Genomic DNA, 14,263 nt, shown 5'->3' on the forward strand with positions numbered 1-14,263 from the left:
CGATTTTCAGCGATACTACCTGGGAGGGAGGGAGGTGTCCACACGTGAGCGAACGATGGATGCCCCAGACACCCCGGGATGAACTCGTGCTGGAGGCGATGGAGGCGGTGCGCGCCTTCACCGAGTCCATGGACCGCATGCACGGGGGAGTGCGGGACGACATGGACATGAACGCGACGGATGTCGCCGCGCTCCGCATGCTCATCGTCCGCGAACGCCGCGGCGAGTGGGTGTCACCCCATGAGATCGCCCGGCACCTCTCGATCTCCACGGCGTCGACGACGAAGCTCCTCGACCGTCTCTCCGAGCGCGGGCATGTCGAACGCCGGCCGCACCCGCACGACGGGCGGTCGCGGATCGTCGTGCTCACCGACCTCGCACGGCAAGAGTTCTTCGCGCACTTCGGACACCGCATGCGGCGGATGCGCACCGCCATGGCGGATTTCGACGAGGACGAGCTGCGCGCCGTCATCCGCTTCCTGGACGGCGTCGGCACGGCCCTCGAGGAGTGACCTGTTTCCGAAATGCCGCCGCGGAGAAAGCTCGGCACAATGAGGGATGTGTCGAAGAGCAACCGGGTTCGGGTTCGTGAGCCGCTGAGCAACATCAGCGTCGTTCTGTTCATCGTGTTGTTCGCGGCGAATTTCCTCGCCGTTCTGCCCGCCGTGCTTCGACCGACGGGCGCGCGGCTCGACCACCTCGATCCGGCTCCGTACATCGCGCCGACCGTGCTGTACGCGATCGTCGTCGCGGTTTCCGCCGTCACGTTGCGGCGGAGGCGGTCGAGCGGGTGGACGTGGATCCGTTGGGTCCTGCTTCCGGGCGTCGCACTCGCGCTGTGCGTTCTGTCGATGCCGGCGCTGTGGTTCTCGATCCCCCTCGCGATCTACGCGGGAGTCCTGCTCTTCGGACAGGTCGTGATTCTCGGGAGATACGGATACACCGGATACGACAACCCTCTCGGCTGATCTCGTGGTGCGTCCGTGAATCCCGCGAGTCTTCCGCGCCGCTCCGGATACGCTCGACCCATGGGAGAAGCGGAAGCGTCCGTTCGGCAGCGGATGACACGGGGGATGGTGTCGCTGCTGTCCACTCGGGGGTACGCGGCGACCTCGTTGTCGGAGGTGCTCGCCGCCTCGGAAGCGCCGCGTGGGTCGATCTATCATCACTTCCCGGGCGGCAAGGATGAGCTCGTGGAGGCCGCGGTCCGTCGAACGTTGGAGGGCGCAATTCGGACGCTCGAGGGGATGCGCGGTCTCGATCTGCCGGGAGTGCTCGCAGCGTTCGCCGCGAGCTGGCGCGGCATCCTCGAGTACACCGACTGCACTGGCGCGTGCGCGATCATGGCCGTGTCCGTCGGTGCGGACAAGCAGGAGCTGCGAGAGCTGGCCGCGGAGGCGTTCCGGCAGTGGGAGGAGGAGCTGGCCGACATCCTGCGTTCGGCAGGAATGCCGGAGGGGCGCTGCGCTGAGCAGGCCCGGTTCCTGTTGGCGTCCTATGAAGGCGCCGTGCTGCTCGGTCGAGCCCAACATTCTCTCGCCGTCTTCGACGCGGTCGACGGGGTCATCCGCAGCGCTGTGCTCTCGGTGTAGCGCGCGATTTCGCCGTTTCAAGTCGTCTACTATGACGGACGTCATATGATGAGCGTCATAGTCGTGCAGACGCACGCCTATTCGACGAGAGGACCCGTGAAGCCATGCCGATGATCGATGTGTACGCCGTGTCAGGAACGTTCGCGGATCCCCAGGGGCTGGCCACGAAGCTGGCGGCTGCGGTGATGGAGGTCGAGCAGGTGCCGAACATCCCGATGTTCCGGAAGAACACGGCCGCGTTCGTGCACGAGCTTCCCGCCGGTGCGCTGGCGAACGTGGACGGCGAGAGTGACTACGTGCGCGTCCAGGTGCTGACCAACGCCGGCGCGCTCGACCGAGAGAAGCAGGTGGCGGTGGTCGAGAGACTCACCGGGATCGTCGCCTCCGCCGCGGGTGACGACGCGCTGAAGGAGCGCACCTGGGTGCTCCTGACCGAGGCGCCAGAGGGTGGATGGGGTCTGTGGGGCCACGCTCACACCAACGCCGAGCTGGTCGCGGCGGCACGCGCGGAGATCTCGCGGTTGCAGTCCGGCGTCGAGAGCTGATCAGCGGCCCTCGGGTCGCCCCAGCCTGCGGCGGGCGCTGCCCGCGATCACGAGCGCCGCACCGATGCAGAGTGCCGCGACCGCGATCGGCACTGTCGCGTCCCCGCCCGTCGATCCGGTGGCCGCCAATGTGGGTGCGGGTGACGCAGTGCCCTCGCTCGCCGATCCGGAGTCGACGAGCGCGGGCGGGGTCGCCGCATCCGTCGGCTCCTGCCCGATGGAGGGCGTGTGCAGCAGGATGTCGAGGCCCTCGAAGTGCGGCGTGCCGCTGTCCGCACCGAACAGCGACACGGTGACGAGTGTCGGCGCGCTCTCGTCGAAGGCGAGACCCAGCCGGAATCCCATCTCCGTTCCGCCGGTCGGTTGGGCGAACGGGATGATGCAGCCCACTGCGATCTCGGTCGTGCCCGCCGGTGGGGCGACGATCGACTGCACGGGCGCGCCGACCTCGCAGTCGGAAGACACCTGGATGCCTCCGTCCGCTGTCACCGCGGTGAGATGCGGATCGACGCTCACGCCGGGCGGCAGCGCGAGGTCGAAGGCCGCGGTGCCGGCGAGCAGGTCGGAGCTCTGCAGCGCGTAGTCGACGACGACGGTCTGCCCGCGCACGGGCTCGTTGGCGCCGAGCGCGCCGAGGGCCGAGGTGAGCACGGGGGCCGTGGCGGCGTTGGTCACGGGCAACAGCAGCACGGGATCGGGCCACTCGGCCGGCGCGGCGGATGCGGGCGCCGCGGCCGCAAGGGTGATGCCGATGGTCGCGAGCGCGGTGGAAGCGATCGCGATGCGGGCCCGAGTCGAGGCGCCGGCGCGGGGTGCAGAGCGAAGGGGCACGGCGAGACCTCCTCGGGCGAGCGGAAGGCATCCAGCATACCGACGGCGATGTCGTCGGTGCAGACGTCCCGACTCGTCCCGGGGAGACGCACGAAAGCCCCCCGCATTTCTGCGAGGGGCTTTCATTCGTTGCGGGGACAGGATTTGAACCTGCGACCTCTGGGTTATGAGCCCAGCGAGCTACCGAGCTGCTCCACCCCGCGGCACAGATAAGAGCCTAACACGGGTTTCGGGCGCTCGTGGACGCAAGGGCACGTTGCAGGGGTCCGGAGCGGCGCGGGAGGATGAAGCCGTGACCTCCGCGACCCCGTATCCGCCGTCCGGCCGTGACGAGCGCGTCGGAGACGACCGGATCGACGGGCGCGACGAGACTCCCAATGAGCGCGCCGACCGGAACTGGAGCGAACTGCTCCAGGAGCTCCGCGTGCTGCAGACGGGCACGCAGATCCTCACCGGCTTCCTGCTCGCCGTCGCGTTCCAGCCCGCGTTCGCGGCGCTCGACGAGGGCGAGCGGCTGCTGTACCTGTTCCTCGTCGTCATGGCCGTCGTGAGCGCGATCGTCGCGCTCGCTCCGGTCGCGCTGCACCGTATGCTCTTCGCCCGTCGCGAGAAGCGCATCGTGGTGGCCTACGGTCACGCCGCGCTCGTCACGGCCCTCGTGACGGTGTCGTTCCTACTCGTCGGCGTCGTCGCGTTCATCTTCGAGGTCGTCGTCGGCGGCGTCGCGGCCTGGATCGCGGCGGGCGGGGCGGGCGTTGCGGTCCTCGTGCTCTGGCTCGCGATCCCGCTCGTGCTCCGGAAGGACGGTGCTGCGCGATGACCACCTCGATGAGCGCGGATGCGGTGGATGCCGCCGTCGGCGTCGCCGTCGCCCAGTTCGCTCCGACCGCCGACACGGCCGCCAACCTCGTGGTGATCGCGGACCTCGTCGCTCGGGCCCGTGCACGCGGGGCCGAGGTCGTCCTGTTCCCCGAGTACGCGAGCTACTTCGTCGACCCGTTCGACGACACTCTCGCGGCCCACGCTGAGCCGGTCGGCGGCCCGTTCACGGAGGCCCTGCGTGCCCTCGCCGCCGCCCACGACCTCCTCATCGTCGCGGGTCTTCTGGAGAGCGCATCGGAGGGCCGCGTGCGGAACGCGGTCATCGCGGTGGATGCGAGCGGGGTCCGCGCCACGTCGCGGAAGCTCCACCTGTACGACGCGTTCGGCCAGCGCGAATCCGATTGGATCGCCCCGGGGGAGATCGGGGACCCGGAGACCTTCGTGCACCGCGGCATCCGGTTCGCCCTCATGACCTGCTACGACCTGCGCTTCCCCGAGGTGGCGCGCACGCTCGCCGACGCCGGCGCGGACGTCGTCCTCACGGCGGCCGAGTGGGTGCGGGGGCCGCTCAAGGAGCACCACTGGCGGACGCTCCTGCACGCGCGCGCGATCGAGAACACGCTCTATGTCGCGGGCGCCGACCACCCGCCGCCCTTGGGCGTCGGGTCTTCGATCGTGGTCGACCCGCAGGGCGTCGAGATCGCGGGCGTCGGCACGGCGACCGACGTCGCCGTCGCGTTCGTCGACCGAAGCAGCGTCGAGCGGGTGCGGCGCGTCAACCCGGCGCTGTCGCTCCGACGCTTCCGCGTCGTCGCCACGGAACAGCTCCCGGACTGAGCCGCGCGGGTCATCGAACCCCCGAAGGCGTCACGACACGCGCATCACGCGAGTGCGCGCAGGCGCTCGGATGCCTCGGCGATGACCTCCACCCGCTTGCAGGCCGCGAACCGGACGAGGCTCGCGTACGCGCCGCGATGCTCCCGCGAGACGAACGCCGTGAGCGGGATGCCGACGACGCCGGCCCGCCCGGGAAGGCGGCGGCAGAAGTCCGCGGCATCCTCGCCGGCGGCGAGGAAAGGTGTCGCGTCGGCGACGGTGAAGTACGAGCCGGCGGGCGTCGAGACCGGCAGCCCGGCCGCGCGGAGCCCCGCACCCAGCAGGTCACGCTTGCCGCGGAGCGTCTGCGCGATGCTCGTGAAGAACGCGTCCGGCAGCCCGAGCCCGGTGGCGATCGCGCTCTGGAAGGGCGTGCCGTTCGTGTAGGTGAGGAACTGCTTGACGGCGAGCACGGCATCGACGAGGTCGCCCGGCCCCGTGATCCAGCCGATCTTCCACCCCGTCGTGGAGAAGGTCTTCCCCGCCGACGAGATCGACAGGGTGCGTTCGGCGGCGCCGGGCAACGTCGCGATCGGCACGTGCGGGCCGTCGAAGACGAGGTGCTCGTACACCTCGTCGGTCACGATGATCGCGTCGTGGCGGTGCGCCAGCCGCACGATCTCGGCGCGCACCTCCGCCGTGAAGACGGCGCCCGTCGGATTGTGCGGGTCGTTGACGAGGATGAGACGGGTGTGGTCGGTGACCGCGCGCGCGAGGTCGCCGAGGTCGGGCTGGAAGTCCGGGAAGCGCAGCGGCACCGGGACGAGCCGCGCGCCGGCGAGCGCCGCGCACGCGGCGTAGGCGTCGTAGTAGGGCTCGAAGACGACGATCTCGTCGTCGGAGCCTTCGACGAGTGCGAGGATCGTCGCCGCGAGCGCCTCGGTCGCACCCGCCGTCACGAGGACGTCGCGCTCCGGATCGGGCTCGAGACCGTACCAGCGCCGCTGGTGCGCGGCGATGGCATCGAGGAGCGCCGGGACGCCGCGGCCGGGCGCGTACTGGTTCGCGCCGACCGCGATGGCTGCGATCGCGGCATCCAGCACCTCCGCCGGGCCGTCTTCATCGGGGAAGCCCTGGCCGAGGTTGATGGCGCCCGTGCGGGTCGCGAGCGCCGTCATCTCGGCGAAGATCGTCGGGGCCGGGGAGCCGTCCGGACCGAGCAGGCCCGCGCCCGTCGCGGTGCGGCGCCACGCGCCGGGAATCTCTCGCATCCCGCACACGCTACATGCATAGGCTCGTGGGGGTCACGGCATAACCAACACACAGAATGCCGCGCCATGCTGAGGGTGTCTTGGGAAGAAGGAACCACTGATGAGCGACAACGCCCCCACCTCGAACGACGCACAGCCGCAGAATGCCGCGAACGCCGAGCGCCCGCCGGTGCCCGCACAGCCCGCCGCCGACGCGGCATCCGCCCCGGCGCCGCAGGCCGCCCCGGATCAGCCGACGCCGCCCGCACAGCAGGCCGCGCCGGCACAGCCGACGCCCCCGCAGGCGGCGCACCAGACCGCGCAGGCAGCGCAGACCGGGCACGGCGCACAGGCGGCACACGCCGCGCACGGCGCCCCGAACGCGTTCGGCGCGTATGCCGGGCAGCAGCCGTACACGCCGCCGCAGGCCAACCCGACGCAGCCCACGACGCCCTACGGCGCCCCCGGGTACGCCGCTCCCGCGTACGGCGCCCACGCCTACGGCACCACCCCGTACGGTGCGGCGACGGCGACGGCGACCGAGCCGCAGCCCGTCGGCGCGGCCACGGGCGCACCGCCGACCCCCGGAGCCAAGGTCGGCGCGGGCAAGATCGTCGGCATCATGGTCGCCGCCGCCCTCGTCGGCGGCGCGGCCGGTATCGGCGGCGCCGCGGCCGGCGCCTCGATCTTCCCGCAGTCGCAGACCGTCGTGACCGCGACGCCCCAGAACGTGACGGTCAACAACACCGACTCGGTGAACCAGACCACGGCGATCGCCGCGAAGGTCGTCCCCTCGGTGGTGACGATCTCGGCGACGTCCGGTTCCTCGGGCGGCACGGGCTCCGGCGTCATCCTCACCGCGGACGGCTACGTCGTCACCAACACGCACGTCGTCACCCTCGACGGCGAGACGGCCGACGCGAAGCTCACGGTGACGACCTCCGACGGCAAGGTGTACCAGGCCACGGTCGTGGGCACCGACCCGACGTACGACCTCGCGGTCATCAAGCTCGAGGATGCCTCCGGCCTCACCCCGATCACGTTCGGCGACTCCAGCAAGCTCAACGTCGGCGACCAGACGGTCGCCGTCGGTGCGCCGCTGGGCCTGTCGAACACCGTGACGACGGGCATCGTGTCCGCGCTCAACCGCTCGATCCAGATCGCCTCGTCGGCGGCACCCGACAGTGGCGACCAGCAGGAGCAGAGCCCCGGTCAGGGCGAGGGCGACTCGCCGTTCCAGTTCGACTTCGGGCAGGGTCAGCAGCAGTCGGCCACCGGATCGATCTCGATCGCGGTCGTCCAGACCGACGCGGCGATCAACCCGGGCAACTCGGGCGGTGCGCTCGTGAACAGCGCGGGCGAGCTCGTCGGCATCAACGTCGCGATCGCCTCGGCGGGCGGCTCCAGCTCGTCCGGACAGTCGGGCTCGATCGGCGTCGGCTTCTCCATCCCGTCGACGATCGTCAAGCGCATCAGCGACGAGCTCATCGCGGACGGCACGGCCACGCATGGGCTGCTGGGCGCGATGGTGGGCAACGCTGCCGATCAGGACGGCGCGACCACGTCGGGCGCGTACATCAGCGAGGCCACCGCGGGCGGCGCCGCCGCGAGCGCGGGACTGAAGAAGGGTGACGTCGTGACGAGCTTCAACGGCTTCCCGATCACGGACGCGACCGACCTCACCGCGCAGGTGCGCGCGCTCGCCGCCGGCAGCACCGCAGACATCGTCTACATCCGCGACGGAAAGACGGCGACCGCCAAGGTCACGCTCGGCACTCTCACGCAGTAACCCGGTTCCCACTCCGGAAGAAGGACGCCACCCCGCGATAGGCTCGCGGGATGGCGTCCTTCTCGTTCGGCGCCGGCAACGCCGGGAAGCTCCTGCGCATCCCGCTGTATCTCGTCGGGCGCGTCACGACCCTCCTCGTGCCGCGTTCCTCCGACCTCTGGGTCTTCGGCTCCGCCGTCGGTCTCGCGGACGGCGCGTGGGCGCTGTGGCGTGAGGCCGCGGCGCACGGGGAGCGCGCGGTCTGGCTCACGGGAACGGACGCCGAGGCGGCCCTCGCGCGCGAGCGCGGCATCCCGTCCGTCTCCAAGTCGTCGTGGCGCGGATTCCGGCTGACCGCCCGCGCCGCCGTCATCGTCGTGACGCACGGCTTCGGCGACGTCAACCGGTACACGGCGATCGGCGGCGTCGTCGTGCAGCTCTGGCACGGCATCCCGTTGAAGCGCATCGGCCTGGATGCCGAGGTCACCACCGCCAGCCCGCTGCCGTTCGCGCGGCGGACGACGGCTCGGATGCTGCGCGCGCTGTACCGGCAGACCCAGAGCCGCATCCGCGTCCTTCCAGCTGCGTCCGAGCTCGTCCGGGGGCGCCTGGAGTCGGCGTTCGGCCTCGACACCGTGCGCGTTCCGGTGACGGGCGAGCCGCGCACCGACGTGCTGTGCGCAGGCTCCGACCGGGATCGACGGGGGAGCGCCCGTGCCGCGCTCGACGCCGTCGTCGGTCCTTTCGCCTCCGACACGCGCCTCGTGCTGTACGCACCCACGTGGCGGGACGGCGGCGCGGATCCCGCACTGCCGGGCGCGGCCGACGCGGAGGCCCTTCGGGAGCTCCTCGACGAGACGGACACCGTTCTGCTGATCCGTTCGCACCACCTCGGCGCGGGCGACTACGCGGCCCTCCGCGGTCCCCGGGTGCGGATGCTCGGCAGCGACGTCGTCGCCGACATCACCCCGCTCCTGCCCGGACTCGACGTCCTGGTGACGGACTATTCCTCGCTCGCCTTCGACGCGGGCCTCGCCGAGCTGCCGACCGTGTTCTTCGCCCCCGATCTCGCCGCGTACACGGCATCGCGCGGCTTCTACGGCACCTATGCGGAGGTCGCCGGCGACGATCCCGCCCGCGACTGGGTGGCCGTCGCGCGCGCCCTGCGCGCCGTCCTCACCGATCCGGAGGAGCGCGCGAGCCGAGTGCACCACGCGCGAGCGCTGAGCGCGCGCGTGCACGCCTTCCGCGACGGCGGCAGCACGGCGAGGGTCTACCGTGTCATCCGCGGCCTGTTGCCCGCCGCACCCGCACCGGAGAGAGCACCATGACGATCACGGCACGCATCGACGACACCGCCGTCCCGACGCTCGTGCTCGCGGGGACCGGTCCGCGCCCGGCGCACGCCCGGCTCGTGGGTCGCCGCGCGCAGGTGGACGCGCGGCTGACGGGGCGCGGCACGACGTGGACGGCGCGGCTGCCGCTCGAGGCGGCGCGCTGGTCGCGGGCGCCCCTGCCGCTGCCGAGCGGTGCATACGCGGTGGAGGTGGTGGATGCCGGAGGCGATCGCGTCGAGATCGATGCGATGATCGCCGACACGATGACCGCGACGATGCGCGTCGCACTGGCGGACGGCACGCTCCGGGTGCGGCCGCCGATCGACCCCGCCTACGAGTCCGGCGAAGGTCAGGACGCGCTCGAACGTCGCTACGCGATGCGCCCGCAGGGGCTCGAGAACGCGGTGTTCTTCGAGAGCTTCTACGGCCGCAATGCGAGCTGCAACCCGCGCGCGATCGACCGCGAGATCGCGCGCGTCGCGCCGGGGGTGACCCGGTACTGGAGCGTCGTCGACCTCTCCGTCGAGGTGCCGGACGGAGCGGTCCCGGTCGTCGAGGGCAGCCCGCAGTGGTGGCGTGCGCGGGGGAGCGCTCGCCTTCTGGTGGTCAACGACTGGCTGCGCCGCCGGTACGCCCGCCGCCGCGGTCAGGTCGTCCTGCAGACGTGGCACGGCACGGCGCTCAAGCGCCTCGCGCTGCATCGCCCGGGATTCGACCCCCGCCGGATGGCAGCCGTCATCCGCGAGAGCCGGCGCTGGGACGTCCTGCTCGCGCAGAACTCGTACGGCGAGCGGATCCTCCGGAAGGCCTACGCCTTCCGGGGGCGCCCCGTCTGGGTCGAGGGATACCCGCGCAACGACGCGCTCGTCTCGGGGTCGTCGGGCGCCGTGCGCGCGGGGCTCGGGATCGCGCGCGACGAGCGCGTCATCCTGTACGCGCCGACCTGGCGAGACGATCGCGACGAGATCGTCGACCATCTCGATCTGGAGCGCCTCGCGGCGGAGACGGGGGCAGTCGTCCTCGTGCGCGGTCATTCGCGCACGCTCGTGCCCGGCAGTGACATCCGCGGTTCGCGCGTCGTGGATGTCACGGCCTACCCCGATGTCTCTGACCTCCTGCTCGCTGCCGACGCTCTCGTCACGGACTACTCGTCGGTGATGTTCGATTTCACCGCCACCGGGAAGCCGATCTTCTTCTTCACGCCCGACCTCGAGCACTATCGCGAGGATCTGCGCGGGTTCTACTTCGACCTCGCTGCGCACGCGCCCGGCCCCCTGTCGACGACGCAGGCGCAGTTGACCGACGCGCTCGTCGCCGGCGGGCTCGCGGAGGTTCCGGCGGGGTACGCCGATCGCTACCGGCGGTGGCGCGAGCGCTTCAACGCGCGCGATGACGGGCATGCCGCCGAGCGGGTCGTCGCGCGCATCCTGGATCAGGGCTACATCGATCGCGCGTGAGAACGCGCGCCGCTAGGGCAGCGGCGTGTTGCGGCTGAGCCTGGACGTGTCGATGTTCTCCCGCGCGCCGCGCGCCGCGCCCACGAGGAATCCGGCCCCCCACGCCAAGTGCATCGACGGGATCACGACGAGTGCCCACAGCCGTTCACGCCAGCCCGGCCCCGCGTGCGCGCTCGCGGCGTACAGCGCGACGAGCACGATGTAGGCGACGAGCGGGAGATAGACGACGGATGCCAGGGCGGCCGCGATGCCGGACAGGATGCCGGTGAGCTGCAGCACGGCGACGACGAGGGCGAGCACCGTGAGGGCGACGAGGGCGGGCGGCGCGAAGAACCGCACCGAGTTGCGCCGCCCGTAGCGGCGCACGAGCTCGCCGCGCCAGGTGCCGGTCGAGCGGAATTGGCGCACGAGGCTCGTCCATCTCTCGCGCGGCCAATACGTCACGGCGAGCGCCGGATCGAACCACACGCGATATCCCGCGCGCCGGATGCGCAGGTTCAGCTCCCAGTCCTCGCCGCGGCGGATGGATTCGTCGAAGCCGCCCACGTCGCCGAGCACGGCCCGCCGGAGGACGCCGAGATACGCGGATTCGGCGGGGCCCGCGGCTCCGCCCGAATGGTAGGCACCGCCGCCGAGGCCGATGCGGGAGTTGTACGCGCGTGCGACAGCGCGCTGGAACGGCGTGCGCCCTTCGGCGCGCATCACTCCGCCGACGTTGGCGGCGCGCTCGCGCGCGAGGGTCGTCATCGCCTGGCGGACGTAGCCCGGTTCGAGCGCCGAGTGCGCGTCGACTCGGACGATCGTCGGGTGGCGGGATGCCGCGACGGCGAGGTTCAGCGCGACGGGGATGTCGGCGGCCGGGTTCGGGATGAGGCGGATGCGCGGATCCGCGGCAGCGAGTTCGCGCGCGATCGCGTCCGTGGCATCCGTCGACGGTCCGAGCGCGAGGATCAGCTCCGCCGGCCCGTCGACCTCCTGCTGCAGGACGCTGGCCACCGCGGTGCGCAGGTAGCGTTCCTCGTTGAGGACGGGCATGACGAAGCTCACCCCGGCGCCGGGCGGCGGGACGGGGGCGTCGCGCGGTGTGCGCGGGCCGCCGTGGGCGTGCGCTCCGGGGGCGACGTCGTGCATCCGTCGATCATGTCATGCCGTCACGGACCGCGGAGCCGGGCCGCAGACGCGGACCGCGGAGCCGGGCTGAGTGCCCGTCTAGGCTGGGCGGATGGGAATCCTCTCCGACGCGCGCAAGGGGTTCGCCCTCGCCCGGCGGGCTCTCCGTGCTCGCACCGCCGTCCGAGACGTGCGCGCTGCGCTCCTCCGGCAGGGGCCCGTCGACCCCGGGCGATTCCCGGTCGCGGTGTACTTCGCCGACGGCGAGGTCAACATGTACCAGATGCGCCAGTGGTACAAGCCGCTCGCGCATCTTGCGCGCACGTGGCCCGTCGTCGTCCTCGCGCGCAACGCCACCGGAGCGCGCATGCTGCTGCGCGACGGTGAGCTGCCCGTCGTGTACGTACCCACCGTGCGCGACCTCGAAGAGGCCGTCGCCGAGCACGACATCCGGGTCGTGCTGTACGTCAACCAGAACACCCGGAACTTCCAGATGTTCCGCTACGGGCGACGCTGGCACGTGTTCATCAATCACGGCGAGTCCGACAAGATGTACATGACGACGAACCAGTTCAAGGCGTATGACTATGCCCTGATCGCGGGGGACGCCGCCCGCGAGCGCCTCCGCCGCGTGCTGTGGGACTACGACCTCGACGCGCGCACGATCGAGGTCGGCCGGCCGCAGGCCGACTACTACTCGGGCACGCTCCCGTACACCCCCGACGAGCGCACCGTCGTGCTCTACGCTCCGACGTGGGAAGGCGATCGTCCCTCGGCCCACTACGGGTCCGTGCGCACGCATGGGGAGGCGCTCGCCGCCGCCGTGCTCGCTTCGCCGACGCACCGCCTCCTCTATCGTCCGCACCCGCGTTCGGGGGTCGTGGACCCCGAGTACGGCGCCGCGAATCAGCGCATCATCGCCGCGATCGCCGCCGCCAACGCCGCCGACGGCGCGGCGTCTCACGTCTACGACGACGGGCCCGACCTCGGCTGGCAGCTCGCCGCAGCCGATCTCGCCGTCGTCGACATCTCCGCGATGGTCTACGACCGCCTCGCGGCGGACCGCCCGCTCCTCGTGACCCGCCCGGTCGATCCGGAGGCGCTCGTCGACACACACGGGTACCTGTCGGATGCCGAGTGGCTGAGCGCCGCGGCATCCGAGCACTTCCTCGACGAGGCCGATCGGGTGCTCTCCGACCCCGACGCGTCGCGCGCGCTCGCGCGCTGGGTGCACCACTACTTCGGGGACACGGCGCCGGGAGCGGCGACCGCCCGCTTCGAAGCGGCGATCGGCACCCTCATGGCTCGATGGGATGCGTGGCATGGCGCGTCAACCGAGGACGTGGCGGACGAGCCGGATGACGACGAGGCCGACGACGACTGAGGCTCACTCGCCGACGAGGCGCTCGATCGCGCGGAGCGGTATGGCGAGCCACGCGGGGCGATATCGCGCCTCGTAGATGGCCTCGTAGACGGCCTTGTCGAGCTCGAGCGCATCGAGGAGAGCGCCGAGTGGCTCCGATCCCGCAGTGGCCCCGTACCCCGCGAGGAACGCCGCGCGCGCGTGCGCGGCCCACGCGTTCACCGCCCGGGAATCCGCACCCCCTCCCGCGGCCGCGCGCTCCTGGACGAGGGCGCCGGCGACGTAGTCGAACGATCGGAGCATGCCGGCGATGTCGCGGAGCGCGAGGTCGGGCGCCCGCCGCTCGCTCATCGGCCGCATCGGCTCGCCCTCGAAGTCGAGCAGCACCCAGCCGCGCCCGGGCGCGTGCAGGACCTGCCCCAGGTGGTAGTCGCCGTGGATGCGCTGCAGCGGAGGCCACGGGGCGGATGCCGCGGCGTCGTAGCGTGCGGCGATCCGATCACGATGCGGGCGGAGCGCCGGAACCTCGTCGAGAGCGATCGCGAGCCGCCGGTGCCACGCACCCGCGATGGCGGCGCGCGCGTCGGGGTCGGCGTCCGGGGCGGGAAACAGACGCGCGAGGTCGAGGTGGACGTCGGCGGTGGCGCGGCCCAGGGCGTCGGCCTCATCCTGGAAGCTCTCGCCTGCAGCCGCGGCGCGCAGCGCGACGCGCCACGCGTCCTCCACACCCGGGAGGAACTCCTGCGCGAAGGCGAGGGGGCCGGACGCCGTGCGTCCGTCGTCGTCCGGGCTCGTCCAGGTGCCGTCCCACGAGCCGACCGCCGCCGGCACATGCGGCGATCCGGCCGCCGCGAGCGTGCACTGCAGTTCGATGTCCGGATTCGTCCCCTCGTCGAGGCGACGGTAGACCTTGCAGATGACGGGCGCCGCCGACGGGCGCGAGTAGATCACCGAGGTGTTCGACTGCTCTCCGCGGAGGACCTCCGCGCGGACTCCCTCCGCATCGATGCCCACGGCGCGTCCGAGCACGCCGGTGTAGGCGGAGTCGAAGGGGCCGTCGGTGACGATGCGGCCGTCGGGCAGCGTCCCGATGACGACGGCGTCCGCGGTCGACGGCCCGCCGCGGACGACGACGGGGACCTGGTACACCAGCGCCCGCGATGGCGCGTCGTCGGCGACGGCGTAGACGTGCACCGCGATATCCCCGACATCCGCGGCATCGGCGACATCCACGTCGCGCGCGTCGTCTTGCCCGGCGAGCGGGATGTCGGCGAGGAGGCGCAGCCGCGGCGGCACCGGGCCCGCGGAGTACCAGCGCTGCTGCGGAAGCCACTCCTCCAGGAGCTCGAGCAGAGCGTGCGCCGATGACATG

14 protein-coding genes and 1 tRNA gene are annotated in these 14,263 nt (G+C 71.8%); 10 read left to right on the forward strand and 5 right to left on the reverse strand.

All coding sequences use genetic code 11. The annotated features are described in order from the left end of the window. Nucleotides 1-59: 59 nt before the first annotated feature. The 4 genes from J0I43_RS01430 (at nucleotide 60) to J0I43_RS01445 (ending at nucleotide 2,137) form a co-directional block, all read left to right on the forward strand. Entirely contained in the window at nucleotides 60-512 is a 453-nt protein-coding gene (locus J0I43_RS01430; RefSeq protein WP_292857859.1) for a MarR family transcriptional regulator, read from the forward strand. Between the two features lie 48 nt (nucleotides 513-560). Next, entirely contained in the window at nucleotides 561-968 is a 408-nt protein-coding gene (locus J0I43_RS01435; protein ID WP_292857862.1) for a hypothetical protein, read from the forward strand. 60 nt (nucleotides 969-1,028) lie between these two features. Continuing rightward, nucleotides 1,029-1,592 (forward strand): TetR/AcrR family transcriptional regulator, encoded by a 564-nt coding sequence (locus J0I43_RS01440; protein WP_292857865.1) that lies wholly within the window; start codon nucleotides 1,029-1,031, stop codon nucleotides 1,590-1,592. Nucleotides 1,593-1,696: 104 nt separating this feature from the next. Further along, complete coding sequence (locus J0I43_RS01445; protein WP_292857868.1) at nucleotides 1,697-2,137, forward strand: hypothetical protein; 441 nt, start codon at nucleotides 1,697-1,699, stop codon at nucleotides 2,135-2,137. On the opposite strand, the gene J0I43_RS01450 is transcribed toward J0I43_RS01445, so the two are convergent. Next, nucleotides 2,138-2,968 (reverse strand): hypothetical protein, encoded by an 831-nt coding sequence (locus J0I43_RS01450; protein ID WP_292857871.1) that lies wholly within the window; start codon nucleotides 2,966-2,968, stop codon nucleotides 2,138-2,140. It lies immediately after the preceding gene. A gap of 129 nt (nucleotides 2,969-3,097) precedes the next feature. Beyond that, nucleotides 3,098-3,171, reverse strand: a tRNA-Met gene (locus J0I43_RS01455). An 89-nt stretch (nucleotides 3,172-3,260) separates the two neighbouring features. Between J0I43_RS01455 and J0I43_RS01460 the strand changes: the two genes are divergently transcribed. Next, the gene (locus J0I43_RS01460) at nucleotides 3,261-3,788 is read left to right on the forward strand and encodes a DUF6328 family protein (protein ID WP_292857874.1); all 528 of its coding nucleotides are present in this window, start codon (nucleotides 3,261-3,263) and stop codon (nucleotides 3,786-3,788) included. Further along, nucleotides 3,785-4,627 (forward strand): carbon-nitrogen hydrolase family protein, encoded by an 843-nt coding sequence (locus J0I43_RS01465; RefSeq protein ID WP_292857877.1) that lies wholly within the window; start codon nucleotides 3,785-3,787, stop codon nucleotides 4,625-4,627. Before J0I43_RS01460 ends, J0I43_RS01465 begins: the two co-directional genes overlap by 4 nt. Before the next feature lie 44 nt (nucleotides 4,628-4,671). Here J0I43_RS01465 and J0I43_RS01470 read toward each other — a convergent pair whose 3' ends face one another. Then, on the reverse strand, nucleotides 4,672-5,877 hold the full coding sequence (locus tag J0I43_RS01470) for an aminotransferase class I/II-fold pyridoxal phosphate-dependent enzyme (RefSeq protein ID WP_292857880.1): 1,206 nt from the start codon (nucleotides 5,875-5,877) through the stop codon (nucleotides 4,672-4,674). A gap of 100 nt (nucleotides 5,878-5,977) precedes the next feature. Here J0I43_RS01470 and J0I43_RS01475 point away from each other — a divergent pair, with 100 nt between their 5' ends. The 3 genes from J0I43_RS01475 to J0I43_RS01485 are packed head-to-tail and all read left to right on the forward strand — an operon-like array spanning nucleotide 5,978 to nucleotide 10,418. Further along, nucleotides 5,978-7,645, forward strand: coding sequence for a trypsin-like peptidase domain-containing protein (locus J0I43_RS01475; RefSeq protein ID WP_292857883.1), 1,668 nt, complete (start codon nucleotides 5,978-5,980; stop codon nucleotides 7,643-7,645). Between the two features lie 50 nt (nucleotides 7,646-7,695). Next, a complete protein-coding gene (locus J0I43_RS01480; protein ID WP_292857886.1) occupies nucleotides 7,696-8,955 on the forward strand; it encodes a CDP-glycerol glycerophosphotransferase family protein in 1,260 nt (419 codons plus the stop codon). Continuing rightward, nucleotides 8,952-10,418 (forward strand): CDP-glycerol glycerophosphotransferase family protein, encoded by a 1,467-nt coding sequence (locus tag J0I43_RS01485; protein WP_292857889.1) that lies wholly within the window; start codon nucleotides 8,952-8,954, stop codon nucleotides 10,416-10,418. Before J0I43_RS01480 ends, J0I43_RS01485 begins: the two co-directional genes overlap by 4 nt. Before the next feature lie 12 nt (nucleotides 10,419-10,430). Here J0I43_RS01485 and J0I43_RS01490 read toward each other — a convergent pair whose 3' ends face one another. Then, complete coding sequence (locus J0I43_RS01490) at nucleotides 10,431-11,549, reverse strand: glycosyltransferase family 2 protein (protein WP_292857892.1); 1,119 nt, start codon at nucleotides 11,547-11,549, stop codon at nucleotides 10,431-10,433. A 91-nt stretch (nucleotides 11,550-11,640) separates the two neighbouring features. On the opposite strand from J0I43_RS01490, the gene J0I43_RS01495 reads away from it, so the two are divergent. Continuing rightward, nucleotides 11,641-12,912 (forward strand): CDP-glycerol glycerophosphotransferase family protein, encoded by a 1,272-nt coding sequence (locus tag J0I43_RS01495; protein ID WP_292857895.1) that lies wholly within the window; start codon nucleotides 11,641-11,643, stop codon nucleotides 12,910-12,912. Between the two features lie 3 nt (nucleotides 12,913-12,915). Here J0I43_RS01495 and J0I43_RS01500 read toward each other — a convergent pair whose 3' ends face one another. Next, complete coding sequence (locus J0I43_RS01500) at nucleotides 12,916-14,262, reverse strand: phosphotransferase (RefSeq protein ID WP_292857898.1); 1,347 nt, start codon at nucleotides 14,260-14,262, stop codon at nucleotides 12,916-12,918. Nucleotide 14,263 lies beyond the last annotated feature (1 nt).

It is taken from the genome of Microbacterium sp. (assembly GCF_017305435.1).
Taxonomy (GTDB): domain Bacteria; phylum Actinomycetota; class Actinomycetes; order Actinomycetales; family Microbacteriaceae; genus Microbacterium.